Source organism: Methylibium sp., from assembly GCF_013817345.1.
GTDB lineage: Bacteria > Pseudomonadota > Gammaproteobacteria > Burkholderiales > Burkholderiaceae_C > Methylibium.
The window spans coordinates 1-18,356 of the sequence record NZ_JACDCW010000043.1 but is presented as its reverse complement, the minus strand read 5'-3'; the positions used below and the strand labels follow the sequence as shown (position 1 = coordinate 18,356).

Sequence of the window (18,356 nt, the reverse complement as noted above, 5' to 3'; positions counted from 1 at the left end):
GCAGCAAGCAGCGCACCCGATGCGCGTCTGAATGCACAGACGGCGAGAGCCTTTCGCCTCGTTGCCATGTATCAGGGAGAGATGGCAAGATGACCGGCTCTCAACGCGCATGCGAACAGAGGCTTATCCTCCGTTTCGATCCGCCTGGGCTGCGAGATCGAAGTATGGCGAGGCCTTATGGGTGAACTGGAACTGAAGTTTGGGGTGCCACCCGAGGCGCAGGCATCACTTGAAGCAGACGTGCGGCGCCGCGGCGGACGGCACATACGCCTGCAGGCGATTTACTTCGACACGGCAGCGGGCTTGCTCGCACAGCACAAACTTTCGCTGCGTCTGCGCAAGGAGGGTCGGCGCTGGGTGCAGACGCTCAAGGCCGCGGGCGACAGCGCCATACATCGCCTGGAGCACAACGTCGAGTTGAGCACGGCCGAGGATGCGGTCCCCATCGTCGATGCGAGCCTGCACGATGGCTCTCAGGCCGGTGCGGCGCTGGCCGCAGTCCTCGACGGGAGCGGGCCGATCGAAGCCCTCGTCGAGGTGCACCGTGCGGACGTGTCGCGTCGGGCGCTGGCCATTCGCATCGACGAGTCTCAAGTCGAGTTGGCGCTGGACGAGGGCACGCTGGCGGCCGGCAAGGCTTCGCAGTCGGTCATGGAGTTGGAGATCGAACTCAAGGCGGGCGATCCGGCGCCCATGTTCGAGCTCGCAAAGGCGTGTGTCGGCTTCGGGGGGCTGTGGCTCAGCACCGTGTCGAAGGCCGATCGCGGGGCCCGGCTGGCGAGCGGCCAGGCCTGCGGCGCGGCGGTGCGCGCCGAAGAGCCGAAGCTGCACGAGAAGATGAGCGGCGACGCGCTGCTGCGTGCGGTGCTGCAGGCCTGCCTGCGGCAAGTTCTTGCCAACGCCAGCGAAGTGGCGGCCGGCAGCCTGGACGAGCACCACATCCACCAACTGCGCGTCGGCCTGCGCCGATTGCGCACAGCGCTGCGCGAGCTGGGTACGCTGTCGCCCGGCGTCGATGCAGCCTGGGAAGATCCGCTGGCGCACACCTTCGCGCTGCTCGGCGAGTTTCGCGACGACGAAGCCGTCGTAAACGCAGTGCGCCCCTTGCTGGAAGCCGCTGCTGCGCCGCTGGTCGAATGGAAGGGGTCGGCGTCCAAGGTGAAGCCGCCGGAGGCGGTCCGGGCGGTGCCGTTCCAAACGGTGCTGCTCGACCTGATGGCTTTTGCCGGACGCACGGAATCCGAGCCGGATGCCCCGGCGCCCGAGCGCGCGATGGAGCACATCGTGCGGCGGCTCGGCAAGCTCCACAAGCAGGTGGTGAAGGAAGGCAAGCGCTTCGAGCGGCTCGAGGCGCTCGACCAGCACAAGGTCCGCAAGCGGCTCAAGCGCCTGAGGTACTTGAGCGAATTCGTTCAGACACTGTTCGGCGGCAAGCCCTTCAGGCGCTACATCGAGCGGCTGCGTCCCGCGCAAGACGCCCTCGGTGCGCACAACGATGCGCTCGTGGCGCTGGAGCGCTTCAAGGCGCTTGCGCACACGGACGCGAACGCGTTGTTCGCCGTCGGTTTCCTCGAGGCGCACAGTGCTGCCACTGCGAAGGATTGCCGACGAGCGCTCAAGGCGGTGGCCGGTGCCTCGCGCTTCTGGCGCCACTGAAGGCATCGACGTCGACTTGAACGACCCGTACTGCGGGGACTTGCTGTTACGCAGCAAGGCCCGAACGGCGAGGGGGTCGGACCCCATGGCTAGAAGCGGCACCTTGTGCAGACGGTCTGATGCAAGGCACCGTCACCGCGAACAACTCCGACGCGTACCAGGCGGCCTGCCTGGCGGGACTGGGACTGATCCAGGTGCCGGCGCTCGGCGTGCGCCGGCTCGTCGCGTTGGGTGAACTCGTCGAAGTGCTGCCCGAGCACACCGGCAAGCCGATGCCGGTGTCCTTGCTGTACGCGAACCGTCGCAATCTGGCCAAGCGGGTGCAGGCGCTGATGGAGTGGCTGGCGCAGGTGCTGGAGCCACACTTGCGGGACGACTGACTGCCTCTCCGATCACGTTGCGCTCAGCGGCTCGACACGTCATGACACAGTCACCTCGAGCAGAGAACATGCCGGTCCATGCAGGAACAGCCATCGGGCACGCAGCGAAGCAGCGGACAGCCGCCACGCGTGCGAACGATCTGGATTTCCGATGTCCACCTCGGCACTCCCGGATGCCAGGCCCCTGCGCTGCTGGACTTTCTGCGCTCGATCGAATGTCAGACGCTCTACCTGGTCGGCGACATCGTCGATGGCTGGCAACTCAGGCGCAGTTGGTACTGGCCCCAGTCACACAACGATGTAGTGCAAAAACTTTTGCGAAAGGCGCGCAAGGGAACGCGGGTGGTGTTCGTGCCCGGCAACCATGACGAATTCGCGCGGCGCTACGTGTCGCACAACTTCGGCGGCGTGGACGTGGTCGAGGACTGCGTGCACGTACTGGCCGACGGCCGTCGTCTGTGGGTCACACACGGCGACTTGTTCGATGGCGTGATCCAGCGTGCCAAGTGGCTGGCTCATGTCGGAGACAGCGCCTACGAGTTCTCGCTGAAGCTCAACCGCTGGTTAAACGTGCTGCGCGCTCGGACAGGCCGGCCGTACTGGAGCCTGTCGGGTTACCTGAAATCGAAGGTCAAGCGCGCCGTCAGTTACGTCGGGGACTTCGAAGCCGCAGTGGCGCGGGAAGCGCGCAAACGGGGTGTGCAAGGCGTGGTCTGCGGCCACATTCATCACGCCGAGATGCGCGATATCGACGGGATCCTCTATTGCAACGACGGCGATTGGGTCGAGAGTCTCACAGCCCTCGTCGAGCACCTCGACGGGCGCCTGGAGATCCTCGACTGCAGCGCACTGGCCAGAGCACGTGTCTACCGGCCTGAGCCGGTCGGGCGTCCGTCCCCGTCGGCTTCGCCGGGCAAAGCACCGGCCGCGACAGGCGGCGTTGTCACGCAGACGGTCCGACCTTGACCAGCGGCGCGTGTCGCACGCCGGCATATACGCAACGTCCTCAGTCGCGCGAGAAACGCGGTCGATCTGCTTTGCGTAGTCTCGAGGAAGCCGAACGGCTCGACGAGGCGCGACTGGTCCTGTCGACGCTGGCCAAGTCCACACCACCCTCCACGCGTTGAGAAGTGCTTTAGCGCCCGCATTACTCGGCGCGCCGCTCGGGAATTGAGCCTGATCCAAGGCCCGCGATGCCACCTTGACCTGAAGCCACCCGTCGCCTGATCGACGGCATCAAGCCGATAAACAGGCCAGCTCACCGGTCGCCAAGAAAAATGAGCCGATCTCCATCGGCTCTGTAGAAGTTGGCGGTTTCGATCCGATCCCTTACTCAGAGCCGGAATCGCCCGATTCGTCCGGGGCGGCGGGCCCCGCGGTCGGGGGCACCTTGCGCTTGCCGGATTGGGCTCGCAGCCCCGCTGTTATCACCGCGTGCCTGTGACCTCCACTTCGACGCGGCGGTCGGGTTGCAGGCAGGCGATCAACTGCGCGCTGGCCCGGCTGCCCTTGCAGTCGCCGGTCTTGGTGAGCGGAGCGGACTCGCTTTTCCCGACCGCCGAGATCTTCGCGGCGGGCAACCCGCCCGCTGCGAAGAGGTAGGCCTTGACCGCTTCGGCGCGCTGGAAGGACAGCTTCTGGTTGTAGGCGGGCGAGCCCAGCCGGTCGGTGTGACCCTCGACGGTGATCACGTCGAACTCGCTGCCCCGCATATCCCTGAGGAACCGGTCGAGCTCAGTCCTGCCTTCGGCCCTGACGCCCGACTGGTCGAACGCGAACAGCGAATCGGCCGAGAAGCTCACGCGCCGCGGGACCGGAGCCGCCGCGATGACCGCAGGCGCCGGCGCAGCCGGGGCCACTGCGGCCGGCGTGGGCGCCGCAATGGGCGCCGGCGGGACGTAGGCAGGCGCTGCCGCAAGGCGCGGCGCAGGCGCCGGCGCGCGGCCGAACGGGAACACCACGCTCAGGGAGACCAGGTTGATGTCGCCGTCATTGCCGACCGCGTCGTTGATGCGGTAGCGCTCGACTTCGGCGCGCATCAGGAACGAGGGGCTGAAGGCGTACTGCAGGCCGGCGCCGATCTTGTAGTTGGTGTCGCGCTTGCTCGGGTTCGCGTCGCTCACGCTGACGGCCCCGCTGCCGCTGAAGCTGTCGCGCGCCTTCGCATGCTGCACGCCCACCCGCGCGAGGGCCGACCAGCGTTCGGTCAGCGGCAGCGTGCCGACCAGGTCGAGGTTCACACCCTGCAGCTTGATCTCGCCGTCCAGCGTGCCCGCCGGCGTGGTGGTCGAGCGGAACCCGAAAGTGCCTAGCTTGAAGTAGCCCGCCTCGAGCGCGAAGTGCCGGTTGAACTGGTAGCCGCCGAACAGCTTGTACGCCGTGTCGCGCTCGTCGCGGCGCATATCCGTGGTGCTCAGGCCCGCGGAGAACAGCCGGTCGGTGATGCGCTCCTCGTCGATCTTCGCGCGCGACTGGCCGACCGAGAGCCCGCCGTAGAAGTGGCCGCCCTCCTGGGCGAAGGACGAGGCGGCGAGGAGCGTGCCGAGTCCTGCAACACTCAACAGGCGCAATGCATGGATTTTTCTCTTCATCTCGTTCTTTCAGACAGTCTCGGGGCGTCGAAGCGGGGCACGTGCGGCCCGGCTCATGGCGCGACGATGGTGGTGTTGACCAGGGTCACCGAGGCCGTCAGGCCGAGGGCGCGCCCGGTCAGGGTGGTCTGGGCCGTCTGGCCGGCCGTCGAGATCGTGACGCCGGCCGGCGCGATGATGGTGCCCACCATGGTGCTGCGGTCTTCGATGCGCGCCGCGCTGCCGACTTGCCAGAACACGTTGGCGGCCCGCGCGCCGTTGATCAGCAGCACGCTGCGCGGGATGGCGCTCAGGCCCACGGTCAATGCGGACGCACTCTGGAACACCCACACCGCGTCGGGATCGCCCTGCGCGTCCAGGGTCAGGTCGCCACTGGTGATGTCGAAGGTGCCGCCGGCGGAGGTATAGACGGCAGGGGGCAGCACCAGGCCGCCGAGCTGGCCGGCGCCCGGGTCGCCTCCGGGCGGCAGGGCGGCCAAGTCGTTGTAGGCCGACAGCGCATCGGCGCGGGCCTGCGCGGCGATGGCCTCGGTGGTGGTGGTTCCCGGCGCGGGCGGGGCACAGTAGATGCTGCCGTTGACTGCGCCGATGTTCAGCGGCGTTTCCGTGTAGACGTTCTCGGCGTCATGCAGGCCGGTGATCAGCGTGCAGGCCGCCGTCGTGCCCAGGTTGCCGCCGACGACCGTGTTGATGCCCTGGTTGGTGACGCCGGCGCCGCCGCCGAAGACGCCGAACGATGCGGCCGTGCGCAGGTTGACCGCACTCGCGCAGGGCTGCGTGCCGGTCGTGAAGCCCCAGACGCGGTCCGCGGCCAACGCGTTGCCCGCCAGGTCCTTCACCCCGGCGCTGCCGGAGGCGATCGTGACGACGAACGGGCGGCTGGCGGCGAAGCCGGCCGGGTCAGTGGGAACGAAGCGGGCCAGCCGGTTCGGCGCGTCGTAGCTCACAGTGCCGGCGACGGTCACGCCGTTGTCCGTGACGCGCACGCTCGTCGCGGTGATCGTGGCCGCATCCATCGGTTCGCTGAAGGTTGCGCTGACGCTTCTCGTCAGACACGCGCCGGTGCTCGCATCGGCCGGGCTGACGGCCGTGACGGTGGGCGCGGTGTTGTCGGCGACGGCACCGGTGGTGAAGGTCCAGACGTGGTCGCCCGAGCCCGGCACGACCGCCGTGTTGCCGGCCAGCGCGTTGCCGCCCGCATCGGTCGCTGCTGAGGTGATCGTGGCGGTGAACAAGGTGTTGATGTCCAGCGTGACGGGCGTGGTCGGCGTGAAGGTGGCCGTCCTGGCTGCGACCGAGTAGTCCACCGAGCCGACTACTGCCGTGCCCAGCGTCGTGTTCGTGACGGTGAAGCTGGCGTCGGAGACGGTGCTGGCGTTCATGTCCTCGCTGAAGGTCGCGGTGATCTTGGTGTTCGTGGCCACGTCGGTGGCGCCCATGGCGGGCACCGTCAGGATCACCGTGGGGCGCGTCGTATCCGCCGGCGCGCCGGTGCCGACGCCCGGACTGCCCAGGATCGGGTCGAGCCCACCGCCGCCGCAGCCGGCCACGAAGGCGAGCAGCAGTGCGGGCATGGCTGCGCGCGCTGATTTGAAGAAACTGGGGAACTGGTTCATGGATTCTTTCGGGCGGGCTGGCCGCATCGCGCGCTTTGCGTGGAACTCAGGTTGTACGGTCGATCGCTGCCCAGCGTGAGGACTGAATGCCGCTTTAGTTGAATATCTTGATTTATTAATCTTTTGCTGATTTGGAACTCAACACACAGACGCGATCCGCATTTGTCAGAGCTTGAACAAGACCACCGGGCCCTCGCCCCAGACCGGCGCGGTCCCCCGCATCCACGGCCGACTTCCTCAGCCAGGACCGCGGCACAGCGCAAGCGCAGGAGACGCCGGCGCAGTCAGCGATGCAGCTAGTTCAAAAGTTTCGTGATCAGCGCGGTCGCGTTCTTCGGCGACTCAGCACCGGCGCGAGGCTTGCACAGCCGGCGAGGGCCAGCACTGCAACGAAAACGGTCGGAACCCTCCACGAGCACGGACACCTGGAGCTTTGCTCTGCCGGAAGCCTTGCGCTGCTATGTAGATGAGGGCGTGCACTTCGGCCGGTACGACAACATGAGCGGGTACCTGAGTGAACTGATCCGGCAGGACCAGGATGGTCAGGGCAACCAGCGCCTGCGCGAGTTGATCGAGGAAGGGTTCAACTCCGGCTGGTGTCTCGAAGTCCCGCGGAGTACTTAATGCGAAGACCCAACGGCCTTGCCCCTCAGCGGCTGAGCTGCGCCCACCAGGTTGGCGCCCTATTGGCGGTCTGGTGACAGGAGCTGGCGACGAATCGAGCGGACGCTGCGGGTCGTGCGGCAGGACATGGGCAATCGAAAAAAGGGGCATACCTGGGAGCAGGACGGTCGAGTCGTCAGGAGCGCCAAGGCGAACTGAGTGCAGGGCTTGTTGCCGTAAGGCTCCTTGAAATACGGCCGTGCATAGCTGGCGATGAAGTGGCTGCGATAGATCAGCGCGACCGGTTTGTCGTTATCGACGACGGCCACCGCATGCAGGGCGTCGCGTTCGCGCAGCATGTCGTAGACCGCGTCGTGCGACATGTCGGGCCTGCTCTATGGTGCGGCGAGCAGCAGTCGCGAAGCGGTGTAGCCGCCGTTGCTTGCACGCTTGAGCTCGGGAAACACCGCGATGTCGCCGCTGATCAACACGGCCCTGGCCTCGAGCAGCAAGGCGTCGACGGGTTCGGGGCCGGACGGCCGAGTGCCCAGCCCTGCCCGTAGGTGATGCCCAGACCGCGCGCGAGGCGCAACTCCTCCGACCCCTCGACGCCTTCGGCGACTCGCCGCGAGCCGCAGGTCTCTGCGATCTGCAGCAGGGCCCGCAAGGTCTGCAGCTTGTCGCCGTGACAGGCCAGGTCTTTGAGGAAGTACTTGTCGCTCTTCACCACGTCGGGTTTGAGCTCCGACCGCAAGCGCAGGCTAGACCGGCCATCGCCAAAGTCGTCGAGCGCGATGCCGATGCCGTGACGTCGCAGCGTCGCGCATGCCGAAAGCAAGGCGTCGAAATCACGGACCTGCTCGTGCTCGGTCAACTCGATGACCACGCACGACGGTGCCACGCCCTGCGTCCCCGGCGGCCGAGATGACGGCTTCGATGCCGCCGCGCTCGGGCGAGCGTGCGCGCCAGCGCGCTCGCACTGAAGTTGAGGAACAACCGGCCGCTGCACTCCTTCTTCGATCACTCCGCCAGTGCTCTTCGCACGCACTCGACTTCAAGTCCGAAGGCGCATAGGTCCACCGTGAAGTTCGCGCAGGAGTCGATGTTGACTTCGTCGAAGGCCGCAGTCTCGCGTAAGGCGACAAGTTGGCCTGCCCGACAGGCGGCGCCTTGCAGAACACGGCCTGCGGTCCGAAGGTGTTGTCCAGCGTGCCGGCCCGAAGGTACCCACATTCGGCGGCCCCGCGACAAATTCCCAGAACGGCTCGTAGTCCGGGAACTGCGCGCGCGCCGGGTCTAGCGGTGGGCGGCGCAGTAGTGCGCGGATGGCACTCATGCGCCACTCGACCGTCGACTCTCGTCGCGCCTTCCTGTGTGGCCGGCGCGCTGCACTCAGATGTCGCGATGGTCGTTGAAGTCTGGCTCCGGATCGGCCGGGGCCTGTGGGCTCAAGGCTGCGGCTTTTTCGGCGGCAACCGGTGGTGGTACTGACACCGACTCGAAGGCCGGTGAGCCGCGCAAGCGCTCGGCGACAACCCGCACCGCGTCGTGATTTCCGAGGTCGGGGAGACGCAACACCACCGTGCGGTTGCCCGGGCGCATCTTCGCTATGCGGGACTGCACGCCGCGCAGCGCCGCATTGACCTGCTCGATGGTTGCATCGCGTTCGATCACCGCGTCGAGGCGGGCTCCAGGCGAGGTGGTTGTCGCAGCGCCAGCCACTGTTGCGGACAGCGCGTAGTCACGCAGTGCGGCGACGGCCGACTCGTCGGGTGCTCCACGCAGCAGAGCTCCGGCGGCCCCATCCTCGTCCCCGTTTTCTGTCAGTTTCCAGTGCAGCGCCACCGAGTCGATCATCAAGTCGCTCGCATGGCGCAGGGTGATGGTGTCGTGCGGCGTCACGACATCGCCAGGCGCAAGGTCGCCGATGACCACGCGTCCATCGATCACCGTGGCACCGGAGCCGGCGGAAACCAGTTGCGCCACCACGCCGACCTGTGCGCTCGGGCCGTTGCGGAAGCGCACGCGATAAATGCGCTGAACGCCGCCTTTCGCCAATTCGATTTCGCCGACGCTTTCGAGCACCGCCCGGGAGGCCGATGGCGGCTCATTCGTGCGCGACGGCCGCTTCGCGGCAACGCCAGCGGAGATCGCCCGACTAGAAGGCGGTGCGTCGCTCGGCATCCACACCGGGCCGGACTCGCTGCGCTCACCACCGCCGCAACCGCCCAGCAACGCCAAGCACAGCGCGGCGGCAAGGCGGCCGTTTTTAGTTGCGCGGAACATCAGCGCGCCCATCAGAACGCGACCGCCGCGACGCGCAGCCACGACCAGTACGCCGCCAGCACGCCGATCACGTACAGCACCGGCTTGTTCAGCGCCCCGGCCCACCTCTGGCGAACAAGGGGGCGGGTCAGCGCATAGGCCGCCAGGACCGTCAGCAACTGTCCGAGCTCGACGCCGACGTTGAAGGTCAGCAGCGCCAGCGGCAGGTGGTTCTCGGGCAGGCCGATGTCCTTGAGCGCGCCGGCGAAACCCAGGCCATGCATCAACCCGAACACGAAGGCCACCAGTGCCGGCAGGCGCCGCGTCAGCGTGTCCTGCCGGCGCAGCGCCTCGGCGGCCATCAGCACGATGGACAGCGCGATCACCGCTTCGACCGGCCCCGAGCGCAAAGTCAACCAGCCCAGCGAGCTGCCGATCAGGGTGAGGCTGTGAGCGGCGGTGAAAGCGGTGATGGTCCACACCAGCCGCCGGTTGAAGCCGACCAGGAACAGCAGACAGACCACGAACAGCAGGTGGTCGATGCCGCCGAGGATGTGTTCGATGCCGAGCACGGTGTAGGCCTTCACGATCTCGCCCCGGCCGCGCCGGTCGTCGACCGCGCCGTAGAGCTGCACGCTCGGCTGCGCCGCGGTGATGGCGTAGACGCGGCTGCGGCCGTCGAGCCAGGTGATGCGCACCATCGCCGCCGAATAACGCTCGCCGATGCCATCGACCGAGAGCGTGCCGACCATGCCGGCTGCCGGACAACGCAGCGACTGCGACTCGGCGCGGCAGCCGTCGGGCCACCTCGGCGTCAGATCTTCTGCGATCGGTGTGGCGTCGCTGCTCGGCCCCCAGTGCCACAGAAACTGGCCCTTGCTGGTCTCGCGCATCTTCAGCTCGGCCATCGTCAGCTCATGCGCCGCAGCGCTTCGCGGCGCGAAAGACGCTAGCGCCATGAGCAGCAGCAGGAGAAGCCAGCGCATGTGCTGCAGCGCGTGAGCGGTCGGCGCCCTCATCGAGGATCCTCCTCAACGAGGAGCGTGTACTTCGTCGCCAGTTCGCGCACGGCCTGGGTGCGCAACTCCTGCATCCTGCGGTCCTTCCAGTCCTGCAGCACCTCGTTTCGAACCGCCTCGAAGTCGGCCGCCGCTCCAGGCGTGCGCGCTTCGACCCGCACGGCGCGCGGACCTTCCTTGCTCGGCAGCGCGCGCCACTCGCCGATCGACAACTGCTCCAGGGCGGCGGCGAAGTCCTCACCGAAGCTCTCCGCTACCGAGGCCTGGGGCCGGCCCTTGAAGACGCGCAGTCCGCTCTTGATCTCGGTCGCGGCGCCGGTGTCGAGCGCCTTGGCGAAGGCCGCAACCTCCTCGATCGTCGGCTTGCCCTGCACCACCGCCTCGAGGAAGTCGATGCGAGCCGGCGTGTCGTAATCGGAGCGGCGGCTCTCGAACCACTCACGCAGCGCGGCATCGTCGATGTCGGGAAGCGCGAGGTTGGACTGCACCACGTTGAGGGCCTTGAAAATCACTCGCTCGCGGATCGCCTCGTCGCCCCGATCGAGGCCGAGCGCCAGTCCTTCCCGGTACAGGACTTCGTTGTCGAGCCAGCGCTGGCGCAGTGCTTCGAGTTCTTCGTCGCCGGGGTCTTTACCGCGACCGTCGCGGAACAGATCCTTGAGTTCTGCATCGACCGCCCGGCTCATGCGGATGGCGCTCGGATCGTCTTCTTTCGAGGCCACGGCGTAGTCCACCGCGAAGACGATGGCGCCGAGGACCAGGAAATGCAGCAAGGGCTCGCGCAGGGCGCGGCCCCACAGGGACGCTTTGGAGGTGACGGTCATCGTTGCAGTGGTTGGGTCGAGGTGGCAGAGCGACGCGACGGTGCGCGCCGGGGGTGAGGAGAAAGGCGGGTCAGGGACGGCATAGCGGCTGTTGCACTCAAGGTGGCGGTGCGGCGGGCGTCACCCCGGCGTCAAGCTGTCGGAGTGCGTGCCCGGCCTCCGGACGCGCCGGCTGCACCGCCTGCAGCGCCAGGAGCAATGCGCGCGCATCGGCAACATCGGACCGTGCAAGCGCGAGCGCCATGCTGAACAAGGGGTCGTACGCAGGCCGGAAATCCGGGCTGGCACGCAGCAATTCGAGCAAGGGCTCGCGCACCTGAGCGAGCATCGTCGGCAGGTCGGCGCTCGGCCGCACGGCCGCGCCCACCTCGATGAAGCGGGTGCGCGCCGCCCAGTACGCCGCCAGACGCCGTTGCCAGCGCTCGGACTGCGCGTCCGGGGGCGAGCCCAGCAGTTCGGCCGGCTCCAAACGAAGTTCGCGCAGCAGCGACACCAGCCGCTCGCGCGGCTGCGAATCGGGCGCATAGGCAATTCGCGGTGCGCGGTAGACGACGACCGGCCGGTCGTCCGTGTTGAGAGGAGCCTTGGCCGCAAAGCGCGCCAGCGACTCGGGCCCGGCAATGAAACTGCCGAACACAGCGAAGTCGTCGGCGAAGTTCAGGCCGGTCAGGAAAGGCCGCTGTGCGAGCCCGGCAAGGCGAGCGTGCCGCGCCTGCAGCGCGCCGCCGTTCCGGTCGGGTCGTGCGATCAGGCCGAGCACGGGCGTGTCCAGGCTGTGGGTGGCCAGGACCGCCGAACCGGCGGGGTAGACCGCAAGAAACGCGCGCACGATGCTGCGCAACGTGTCCAGATCGAGCTGGTGCAGCGGCAGCCACTGGCAGAACAAACCGCCGGCGCTCAGGCGCGCTCGTATCGCGGCGAAGTGCTCCACGGTGTACAGCGACCCGGCACCGCTGCGCGCCGGATGGAACAGATCGGAGATGACCACGTCGTAACGCGGCCCGGTCGCTCGCACGTAGCGCCGTGCGTCACCGGCCAGCACGCGCAGATTGCCAGGCCGCTCGTCGTTGCGAACGTCGAGCATGGGAACAAAGTGGCCCGCCGCGGCGATCACCTCCGGCAGCAGTTCGACCGCATCGACCACCAGCGAGCGATCCTCGCTCGCTGCCGCTGCGGTGGTGCCCGTGCCCAGCCCGAGGAACAGCACGCTCTTCGGCGCCGGGTGCAACAGCAGCGGCAGCCAGGCCTGACGCGCGTCGGACAGCCGCGTGGCGCTGCTGCCTTCCTGCTGACGGTTGTCGATGTGCAGCCGCGCGACGCCCTGCGCATCCTCGACCACGCTCACCGCCGCCGTCACGCCGTCTCGGTAGCTGAGCAGCCGACCGCCCTGCGGTACGTCGACGAAGGCGATCGGGCCGCCGAAGGCGAGCAGAGCCGCCGCTCCCAGAGTCGGCAGCCACGTCGTCGGACGCCGCCATGTCTCCCACGGCAGCAGTGCCAGATATCCGAGCACGATCAGCGCCAGCACCGTCTTCGGTCCGAGCGCCGGCAACAGCAACACGCCGAACAGCACCGGCGCCAGCGCAGCGCCCAGCGTGTTGGCGGCCAGCGCCGCACCGAGCCCCGATCCGGCCGCTTTTGCCTGCACGCACAGGTGGCTGAACAGCGCGCCCATGACGACGGTCGGAAGGGCGAAAGCCATCACCGCAAGCGCCGCCTCCGTCGCAATGGCGGTGGCGAAGCTCGGCTCCAACCGGGCGCCGAGCAGGCCTTGCGCGAAGTCTCTCGCGGTCGTACCGGACCACAGCATCAGCGTGCCGAGCAGACAGGCAGCTGCCAGCGCTGCAAGCAACTGGTGCGACAGCCGTACCGGGTCGGATCCGCGCACGAGCCAGCGCTGGTAGGCCGCCGCCCCGGCGGCCGTGCCGAGCAGGTACACCGCCAGCAGCAGTGCGAAGGTGTAGATGGTGTTCTCCGCCACCTGGCTCAGCACGCGCACCGCGACCACTTCGTAGCCGATACCGAGCAGACCGGTGATGGCGAGCCAAGCCAGCCAGCGACTGCGTTGGGGGCCGATTGCCGGCGCTCGCGCCAGCGCCGGTGTCGGCGTCGCCGCTTTCGCAGGGCCAGCAAGGGCCGATGTGCGCGGCCGGCGCGGCAGCAAGATCAGCGCACCCCCGGCGCACATCAAGCTCAGCGCCGCACACACCTGCGCGCTGCCCGTCAATCCCAGCCACGGTACCAGCACGAAGGCGCTGGCCAGCACCCCGGCCACCGCGCCCAATGTGTTGGCGGCGTACAGCCCACCGATCGCAAAGCCGTCGCGCTGCAGGCGGTCGCTGACTCGCTCGATCGCCGGCAAGGTAGCGCCCATCGCCGCTGTCGCCGGCAGCAGCAGCACGAAGGGGCCCAGAAACGCCACGGTCCAGTGCCACCCTGCCGCAGGCTGGGCGCCGATCAATACCGCCAGCAACGAGCCCGCCGGCGCCAACAGAAAACTCAGCGCGAACGCCCACAGGCCGATCGCCGCCTCGAGCGCGGCATACCAGCGCAACGGGCGGGCGCTGTCGGCGATGCGTCGACCTAGCGCATAGGCGCCGAGCGCGAGGCCGCCGAAGAAGGCGGCGAGCACCGCCAGAATCGCGACGATCTCATGACCCAGCCAAGTGCCGAACTGCTGCGTCCAGACGATCTGGTAGCCCAGGCCGGCAAAGCCGGACAGACCCATCAGCAGCGCCGCCGCGGCCGGCGTTCCCACCGTGCGATCCGGTCGCACGGCGTTCGCCGCAATGCCGGTGGCCAGCGCGGGATCGGACAACGAGTTCACAGGAGGTTCAGAAGAAACGCAAGCGCCGGCGTCGCCGCCGGCAAAAAGAATCCGGCAGGGCAGGCCGAAGGCCTGCCCTGCCGTCTCGGGTCGGCTTACTTGATGCCCGCCACGCGGGTCGAGCCCTTCACTTCGATGAAGACCGGATTGCTGTAGAACCACACGTCAGCCCAGGCCATCACGTCGTTGGAGATGCGCTTCTGCCCATCGATCACCGGCATGTGGGCGGGGCAGGCCGCATCGGCGCAAGGGATCGCCTTGGCCAGCGGGTCGAGCAACGGATTGCCCTGGCTGTCGGTCTCGAAGGGCACGGCCGGCGGCAGGTTGCTGCCGCGCAAGCGCAGGTACTGGGAGGCCTGCACGCCGCTGATGCGGTAGCTCATGCGCTTCCAGCCACCAGGCAGCGCCGTCCAGTTGGCCTCGTTGAATGTGGCCATCAGCGCAGCGCTCGGGTTGGTCGCGGCCTTGGAGTTGATGAGGCCGGCATAGGCCTCACGGTCGGCCGGATCGCGGTAGCCCGTCACCTCGCCGCCGATCAAGTCCACATGGTCGAGCACCGGGCGATTCAGCGGCTGGCTGATGCCCACGCCCGGCTGGATCAGCGACGGGTTCGGAAACGAATAGGGAGACAGGTTCTCGCCTTCCGGGTCGCGCACGATGACCGACACCATCACGTCCTGGCCCGGCTTGATCACCAGCTTCTCGCCCTGCTGCGCGCAGTTCGGGTTGAAGAAGCCTTCGCCCTGCTCTGCCGCACGCGCAAGTTGCTGCTCATGCGGATAGGAGCCCTTGCCCTGCGACTTGCCGTTGACCGTGCAGACCGCGAAGGCCATGCGATCGATCAGGTCGCCGTTGACGAAGTAGGCGTTGCCGCTGCGCATGCCGTCGACGATCGCTTGCGGCGTGAGCTTGGCGTTGCCGGTGCGCGCGAGCACGTAGGTCTTGTTGTACTCGCCCGGGTACTGGTCGTTGGTGGAGCGCGCATCGTCGGGGCCGAAGGAGCCGCGGTTGTGATAGTCGGAGTTGTTGTAGATGAACCAGTTGCGGCCCTCGCCGAGCATCGCGTCCCAGACGCCACCGACCTGCGAGGTGTAGAAGCCCATGCCGCCGTAGGTACCGCCGCCGATGGCGCCGGAGCCGTAGCCGCCCCGGTTGCCGGACGCTTGGTGTCCCGGCCCGCCTTCCATGCCGAAGGCCACGGTCGGCCCGGCGTTGTTGTAGTCGCGCAGATGCTCGACGTTGAAGCCGCGGCTCGAGGTCGGGTTGAACGCGCCGGCGCGCTCGAGGTGGGCCGGGATGTGGTAACTCGTGTTCGGGAACAAGGCCGCCTTCCACTTCACGCCTTCGAGGCTCTTGAGGTGGCCCAACTCGCCGCTGTTGTAGTTTTCGAGCGGGTTGGTCCCGACGAGCTTCCTCGCCGTCGGATCGATCTCGGCGTTGAGTGCGCTGCCGGGCACTGAACAATCCCAGCCCTGGCCGCCGCCGCGGCTGGTGTCGTTGTCGGCGCGGTCGAAACAGTATTCGAACTGCGCCATCGCCGTGGCGTTGCCGCCGCCGCCTGCGGGCAGTTGGCCATCGATGATCGCGATATCGGTGTGCTCGTGGCCGGGCACGACGGATTCCAGCCCGATGAAGATCGGTTTGTCCTTCATGGCTGCCATCTGCTCCAGCACCGGGTACTGGAACTCCTGGATCGACTGCCAGCGGAACATATAGCCCTGCGCGGCGCGGTCTCCCTTGAGCTTGTCGATGCCGATGCTGTCAGCCCAACTCGTACTCGGCCCTTGGCCAGGCACGAAGGGATTGCTCGGCGGTGTCTCGACCGTCGCGTCATCAACCAGCAGACAGTTGCGGGTGCCGCCGCCGCCATGGCCGGCCATCACGAACCAGTCGAGACCATAGGTATCGACCGATTTGTTGACGAGCTTTTGCACCGAGATCTGGCCATCGGAGCAGGTAGTGTGGTTGTGGAAGTCGCCGGTGACGTACTTGCCGGGATCCTTGCCGGCAGCCGTAGCGACGTCAGTGCCAACGGCCAAGGCCGTGCAGCCGATGACCGCCGCGGCGGCCAGACTGATTTCGCGCAGGGCGAAGGGGTGTTTCATGGGTCTCGACTCCTCGTGATGGGTGTGGGGTGTGAACGCGTCTCGCACAAAGCCCGACGACTGCATCGCGGATGAGAACTTCGTCACACGTAGACGGTACCGAGCGCGTTTGACGGTGCCGTGACGCTTTCGAGACAGAGGCGATTAACGGAGCGGCGGGGAACAGTCGCGCTAATGGGCGCCGACCACGAAGTCGACCTGGACCTCGCCGGATTTCTCGAACACCAACAGCAACGGGTACTGGCGCCCCTGGTGCAGCTGTGTTTTGAGGCCATGCAGCATCAGGTGAGCAGTGAACGTGCTCAGCGACAGCTCGCGTCCGGCGGTCAGCTGGATGGCGGCGGGCTTGGACGCGTCGACGCCTTGGCGCTGCGGAATGCGCAGCTCTACCTTCTCTGCAATATCGGTCTGGGCCGAGAGCAGGCGGTCGTCGGCGCTGATGTCGATGATGCGCATGTAGATGCCGGCCGTGCTGGTGCCGGCGGGCGCGGTGTAGGTCCAGGGGTGGATGATCTGGAACGAGTCGGTGTAGTACTCGTGCGCGGACGTCGCACAGGAAAACGCCAACAAGGCTGCGGCCAAGGCGTTGCGCTGCGCGAGCCGCAAGGAATTGCGTGTCATGGAAATGCTTCCTTCGCTGGGTGCAGACACCGGCTGCGACGACCGGAGCATGCTGGCAATGTGCCGCGCCGGCGTGACACGCTGATGAAGCGCAGGGCTTCGCTCAACTGATGAAGCCGATCGTGTAGCCCCAGGAGTCGAGCCGCTGCGGGATGGCGTTGAAGGACAGAGTGATACGTTGGCCGCCCTCGTTGGGCGGCACTTCGTGCAGCACATGGCTGGGGAAGAGAACCAGATCGCCGGGCGAGACGTCCGGCATGACCCATTTGTCGGCATTGAACGGCCCACTGCTGGTCTGTCGGTGCGTGTTACCGAACACGAAACCGCTGCCGCCGAGCGCCTTCACGAACACCGTGTTCGCCGAGGCATGCGAGGGCGTCAGGTAGACGACGCCGGACACGAAACTGTTGGCGTGGTTATGGATGGCCTGCTGGCCCCCCGTCTGCAGCACGTTGACCCACATTTCCTTGATCGACCAGGCGAGCCGCTCACCGAACAACAGTTCACCGAATTCGACCAACCGCGGCATGATCAAGGCGCCGGCCCGCGTGAGCTCCGAATTTTCAGAGAGCGCCAGTATCTCGGTGTGATTGAGCTGCGCCGAGTGCGCATTGGCCTGGGAGGCCGAGGCCGCGTACCGGTCAACCAACATCTGCACGAGCGCTTGCGGAAGCAGCCGCTCGGCGCGCATAAGGGGTGTGGGGAACAGACCGACGATCTGGTTCATGGGCGAAAAGGCAGGAAACCTCAACAGGCCGGTGCGGCCAACCGAGGAGTATGTTTCTCGTTTCGTGGCAATACGATGTCAGCGCACGCATAGCCGGCTATGCGCTGATCGCCAGAAACGCCAAGTGCGTCCGTCGGAGTCTTCAGGGTTTCTCGACAGTCCTATGCTGTCCAAACGACATCTGCAATGCCCTTCAGTAAGGCCACCCTGTGAAAGCTGTGTCGATGCAACCTAGCCGCGCTGTCGCAGAGCTGTCACGTTTGATGCCTAGCATCCAGCACTGAATCACTCGCATCCGCGTCATCGTCGCGTGCGGTGGTATCTATCGATTGACTTGTTTGCCAATCCTGAGAGATCGTCTGATTTCTATCGCCCCGCCTGCCGGCGGGGCACGGGATGACGAATGAGTTTGCGCACGTTCCGCTGCGCGGTCTGGCTGGTTCTGCGCAGCCTGCCGCGCCGAGGCATGGTCTCGTCCTCAAGAGCAAACCCGGATCGGCGCGCATCACCCGCCACCGGCCGTCGCTCGCTGCTCAGCACCGCAGAAGCCCATGCTCCTCAACCGAAGCCTCAGACTCCTGCGCACCAGCTTGATGTCGGGCGCACTGGTCGCGTCTTGTGCCGTGCTCGCCCAAGGCAGTGCCCATGTGCACGGCCTTGTCAACCTCGACGTCGCCGTGGAAGCCCAGACGCTGACGGTCGACCTCGAAGCGCCCCTGGACAGCCTGCTCGGCTTCGAGCACCGCCCGCGCACCCCCGCGCAGCGCAAGGCGGCCGATGACGCGATGAAGCGCATGAACGACGGGGCGTCGCTGGTCCGCCCGGCCGCTGCGGCACAGTGCACGCTCGCGAAGACGACCATCGAGGCCGAAGCCCTGCAATCCACCGCGCCCGCGGGCGCAAAGGACGCCGAGCACGCCGACCTCGATGCCACCTTCGTCTTCACCTGCGCACAGCCCGACAAGCTCGCTTCGATCGAGCTCGGCCTGTTCGATGCTTTCCAGCGCATCAAGCGCATCGAGGTGCAGGTGGCGGGCCCCCAGGGGCAATCGAAGCAGACGCTCGAGCGCCCGCAGAAACTGCTCAAACTCGCCCGGTGAGCACCCCTGAAGCGAGCCAGCC

Annotated in this window: 15 protein-coding genes and 2 pseudogenes; 5 read left to right on the top strand and 12 right to left on the bottom strand. The window is 67.1% G+C overall.

From position 1 onward, the window contains the following. Positions 1-177: 177 nt before the first annotated feature. The 3 genes and pseudogenes from H0W40_RS10090 to H0W40_RS10080 all read left to right on the top strand — a co-directional run bounded on the left by H0W40_RS10090 (position 178) and on the right by H0W40_RS10080 (position 3,002). On the top strand, positions 178-1,656 hold the full coding sequence (locus tag H0W40_RS10090) for a CYTH and CHAD domain-containing protein (RefSeq protein ID WP_292445805.1): 1,479 nt from the start codon (positions 178-180) through the stop codon (positions 1,654-1,656). Between the two features lie 68 nt (positions 1,657-1,724). Continuing rightward, a pseudogene (locus H0W40_RS10085) lies at positions 1,725-2,036 on the top strand (LysR substrate-binding domain-containing protein); the annotation flags it as partial. Positions 2,037-2,114: 78 nt separating this feature from the next. Further along, positions 2,115-3,002, top strand: a complete 888-nt coding sequence (locus H0W40_RS10080) for a UDP-2,3-diacylglucosamine diphosphatase (RefSeq protein ID WP_292445803.1) — start codon at positions 2,115-2,117, stop codon at positions 3,000-3,002. 461 nt (positions 3,003-3,463) lie between these two features. On the opposite strand, the gene H0W40_RS10075 is transcribed toward H0W40_RS10080, so the two are convergent. Next, positions 3,464-4,627 carry an outer membrane beta-barrel protein gene (locus H0W40_RS10075; protein ID WP_292445801.1) on the bottom strand — a complete coding sequence of 388 codons (1,164 nt, stop codon included), beginning with the start codon at positions 4,625-4,627 and terminating at the stop codon, positions 3,464-3,466. 53 nt (positions 4,628-4,680) lie between these two features. Next, positions 4,681-6,243 (bottom strand): ice-binding family protein, encoded by a 1,563-nt coding sequence (locus H0W40_RS10070; RefSeq protein ID WP_292445799.1) that lies wholly within the window; start codon positions 6,241-6,243, stop codon positions 4,681-4,683. A gap of 312 nt (positions 6,244-6,555) precedes the next feature. Between H0W40_RS10070 and H0W40_RS10065 the strand changes: the two genes are divergently transcribed. Then, entirely contained in the window at positions 6,556-6,867 is a 312-nt protein-coding gene (locus H0W40_RS10065) for a hypothetical protein (RefSeq protein WP_292445797.1), read from the top strand. Positions 6,868-6,926: 59 nt separating this feature from the next. On the opposite strand, the gene H0W40_RS10060 is transcribed toward H0W40_RS10065, so the two are convergent. The 10 genes and pseudogenes from H0W40_RS10060 to H0W40_RS10015 all read right to left on the bottom strand — a co-directional run bounded on the left by H0W40_RS10060 (position 6,927) and on the right by H0W40_RS10015 (position 17,234). Further along, positions 6,927-7,229, bottom strand: coding sequence for a hypothetical protein (locus H0W40_RS10060; RefSeq protein ID WP_292445795.1), 303 nt, complete (start codon positions 7,227-7,229; stop codon positions 6,927-6,929). A gap of 101 nt (positions 7,230-7,330) precedes the next feature. Further along, positions 7,331-7,747, bottom strand: coding sequence for an EAL domain-containing protein (locus H0W40_RS10055; protein WP_292445793.1), 417 nt, complete (start codon positions 7,745-7,747; stop codon positions 7,331-7,333). A 119-nt stretch (positions 7,748-7,866) separates the two neighbouring features. Beyond that, a pseudogene (locus tag H0W40_RS10050) lies at positions 7,867-8,140 on the bottom strand (hypothetical protein); the annotation flags it as partial. A 98-nt stretch (positions 8,141-8,238) separates the two neighbouring features. Beyond that, a complete protein-coding gene (locus H0W40_RS10045) occupies positions 8,239-9,132 on the bottom strand; it encodes a hypothetical protein (RefSeq protein WP_292445790.1) in 894 nt (297 codons plus the stop codon). Positions 9,133-9,143: 11 nt separating this feature from the next. Next, positions 9,144-10,130 carry a HupE/UreJ family protein gene (locus tag H0W40_RS10040; RefSeq protein ID WP_292445787.1) on the bottom strand — a complete coding sequence of 329 codons (987 nt, stop codon included), beginning with the start codon at positions 10,128-10,130 and terminating at the stop codon, positions 9,144-9,146. Further along, a complete protein-coding gene (locus H0W40_RS10035; RefSeq protein WP_292445785.1) occupies positions 10,127-10,954 on the bottom strand; it encodes a peptidylprolyl isomerase in 828 nt (275 codons plus the stop codon). Before H0W40_RS10035 ends, H0W40_RS10040 begins: the two co-directional genes overlap by 4 nt. A 97-nt stretch (positions 10,955-11,051) precedes the next feature. Next, a complete protein-coding gene (locus H0W40_RS10030) occupies positions 11,052-13,781 on the bottom strand; it encodes a fused MFS/spermidine synthase (RefSeq protein ID WP_292445783.1) in 2,730 nt (909 codons plus the stop codon). A gap of 95 nt (positions 13,782-13,876) precedes the next feature. Further along, on the bottom strand, positions 13,877-15,886 hold the full coding sequence (locus H0W40_RS10025) for a hypothetical protein (RefSeq protein WP_292445782.1): 2,010 nt from the start codon (positions 15,884-15,886) through the stop codon (positions 13,877-13,879). A 171-nt stretch (positions 15,887-16,057) separates the two neighbouring features. Beyond that, positions 16,058-16,507, bottom strand: coding sequence for a copper chaperone PCu(A)C (locus tag H0W40_RS10020; RefSeq protein ID WP_292445780.1), 450 nt, complete (start codon positions 16,505-16,507; stop codon positions 16,058-16,060). A gap of 103 nt (positions 16,508-16,610) precedes the next feature. Continuing rightward, the gene (locus H0W40_RS10015; RefSeq protein ID WP_292445778.1) at positions 16,611-17,234 is read right to left on the bottom strand and encodes a putative 2OG-Fe(II) oxygenase; all 624 of its coding nucleotides are present in this window, start codon (positions 17,232-17,234) and stop codon (positions 16,611-16,613) included. 551 nt (positions 17,235-17,785) lie between these two features. On the opposite strand from H0W40_RS10015, the gene H0W40_RS10010 reads away from it, so the two are divergent. Next, complete coding sequence (locus tag H0W40_RS10010) at positions 17,786-18,334, top strand: DUF2796 domain-containing protein (RefSeq protein WP_292445777.1); 549 nt, start codon at positions 17,786-17,788, stop codon at positions 18,332-18,334. Positions 18,335-18,356: the final 22 nt, after the last annotated feature.

What these genes read in the sequence shown, in the direction of transcription:
- H0W40_RS10090 (WP_292445805.1), top strand. Translation starts at nt 178, where the DNA reads ATGGGTGAACTGGAACTGAAGTTTGGGGTGCCACCCGAGGCGCAGGCA.
- H0W40_RS10080 (WP_292445803.1), top strand. Translation starts at nt 2,115, where the DNA reads ATGCAGGAACAGCCATCGGGCACGCAGCGAAGCAGCGGACAGCCGCCA.
- H0W40_RS10075 (WP_292445801.1), bottom strand. Translation starts at nt 4,627, where the DNA reads ATGAAGAGAAAAATCCATGCATTGCGCCTGTTGAGTGTTGCAGGACTC.
- H0W40_RS10070 (WP_292445799.1), bottom strand. Translation starts at nt 6,243, where the DNA reads ATGAACCAGTTCCCCAGTTTCTTCAAATCAGCGCGCGCAGCCATGCCC.
- H0W40_RS10060 (WP_292445795.1), bottom strand. Translation starts at nt 7,229, where the DNA reads ATGTCGCACGACGCGGTCTACGACATGCTGCGCGAACGCGACGCCCTG.
- H0W40_RS10045 (WP_292445790.1), bottom strand. Translation starts at nt 9,132, where the DNA reads ATGTTCCGCGCAACTAAAAACGGCCGCCTTGCCGCCGCGCTGTGCTTG.
- H0W40_RS10040 (WP_292445787.1), bottom strand. Translation starts at nt 10,130, where the DNA reads ATGAGGGCGCCGACCGCTCACGCGCTGCAGCACATGCGCTGGCTTCTC.
- H0W40_RS10035 (WP_292445785.1), bottom strand. Translation starts at nt 10,954, where the DNA reads ATGACCGTCACCTCCAAAGCGTCCCTGTGGGGCCGCGCCCTGCGCGAG.
- H0W40_RS10025 (WP_292445782.1), bottom strand. Translation starts at nt 15,886, where the DNA reads ATGAAACACCCCTTCGCCCTGCGCGAAATCAGTCTGGCCGCCGCGGCG.
- H0W40_RS10020 (WP_292445780.1), bottom strand. Translation starts at nt 16,507, where the DNA reads ATGACACGCAATTCCTTGCGGCTCGCGCAGCGCAACGCCTTGGCCGCA.
- H0W40_RS10015 (WP_292445778.1), bottom strand. Translation starts at nt 17,234, where the DNA reads ATGAACCAGATCGTCGGTCTGTTCCCCACACCCCTTATGCGCGCCGAG.
- H0W40_RS10010 (WP_292445777.1), top strand. Translation starts at nt 17,786, where the DNA reads ATGCTCCTCAACCGAAGCCTCAGACTCCTGCGCACCAGCTTGATGTCG.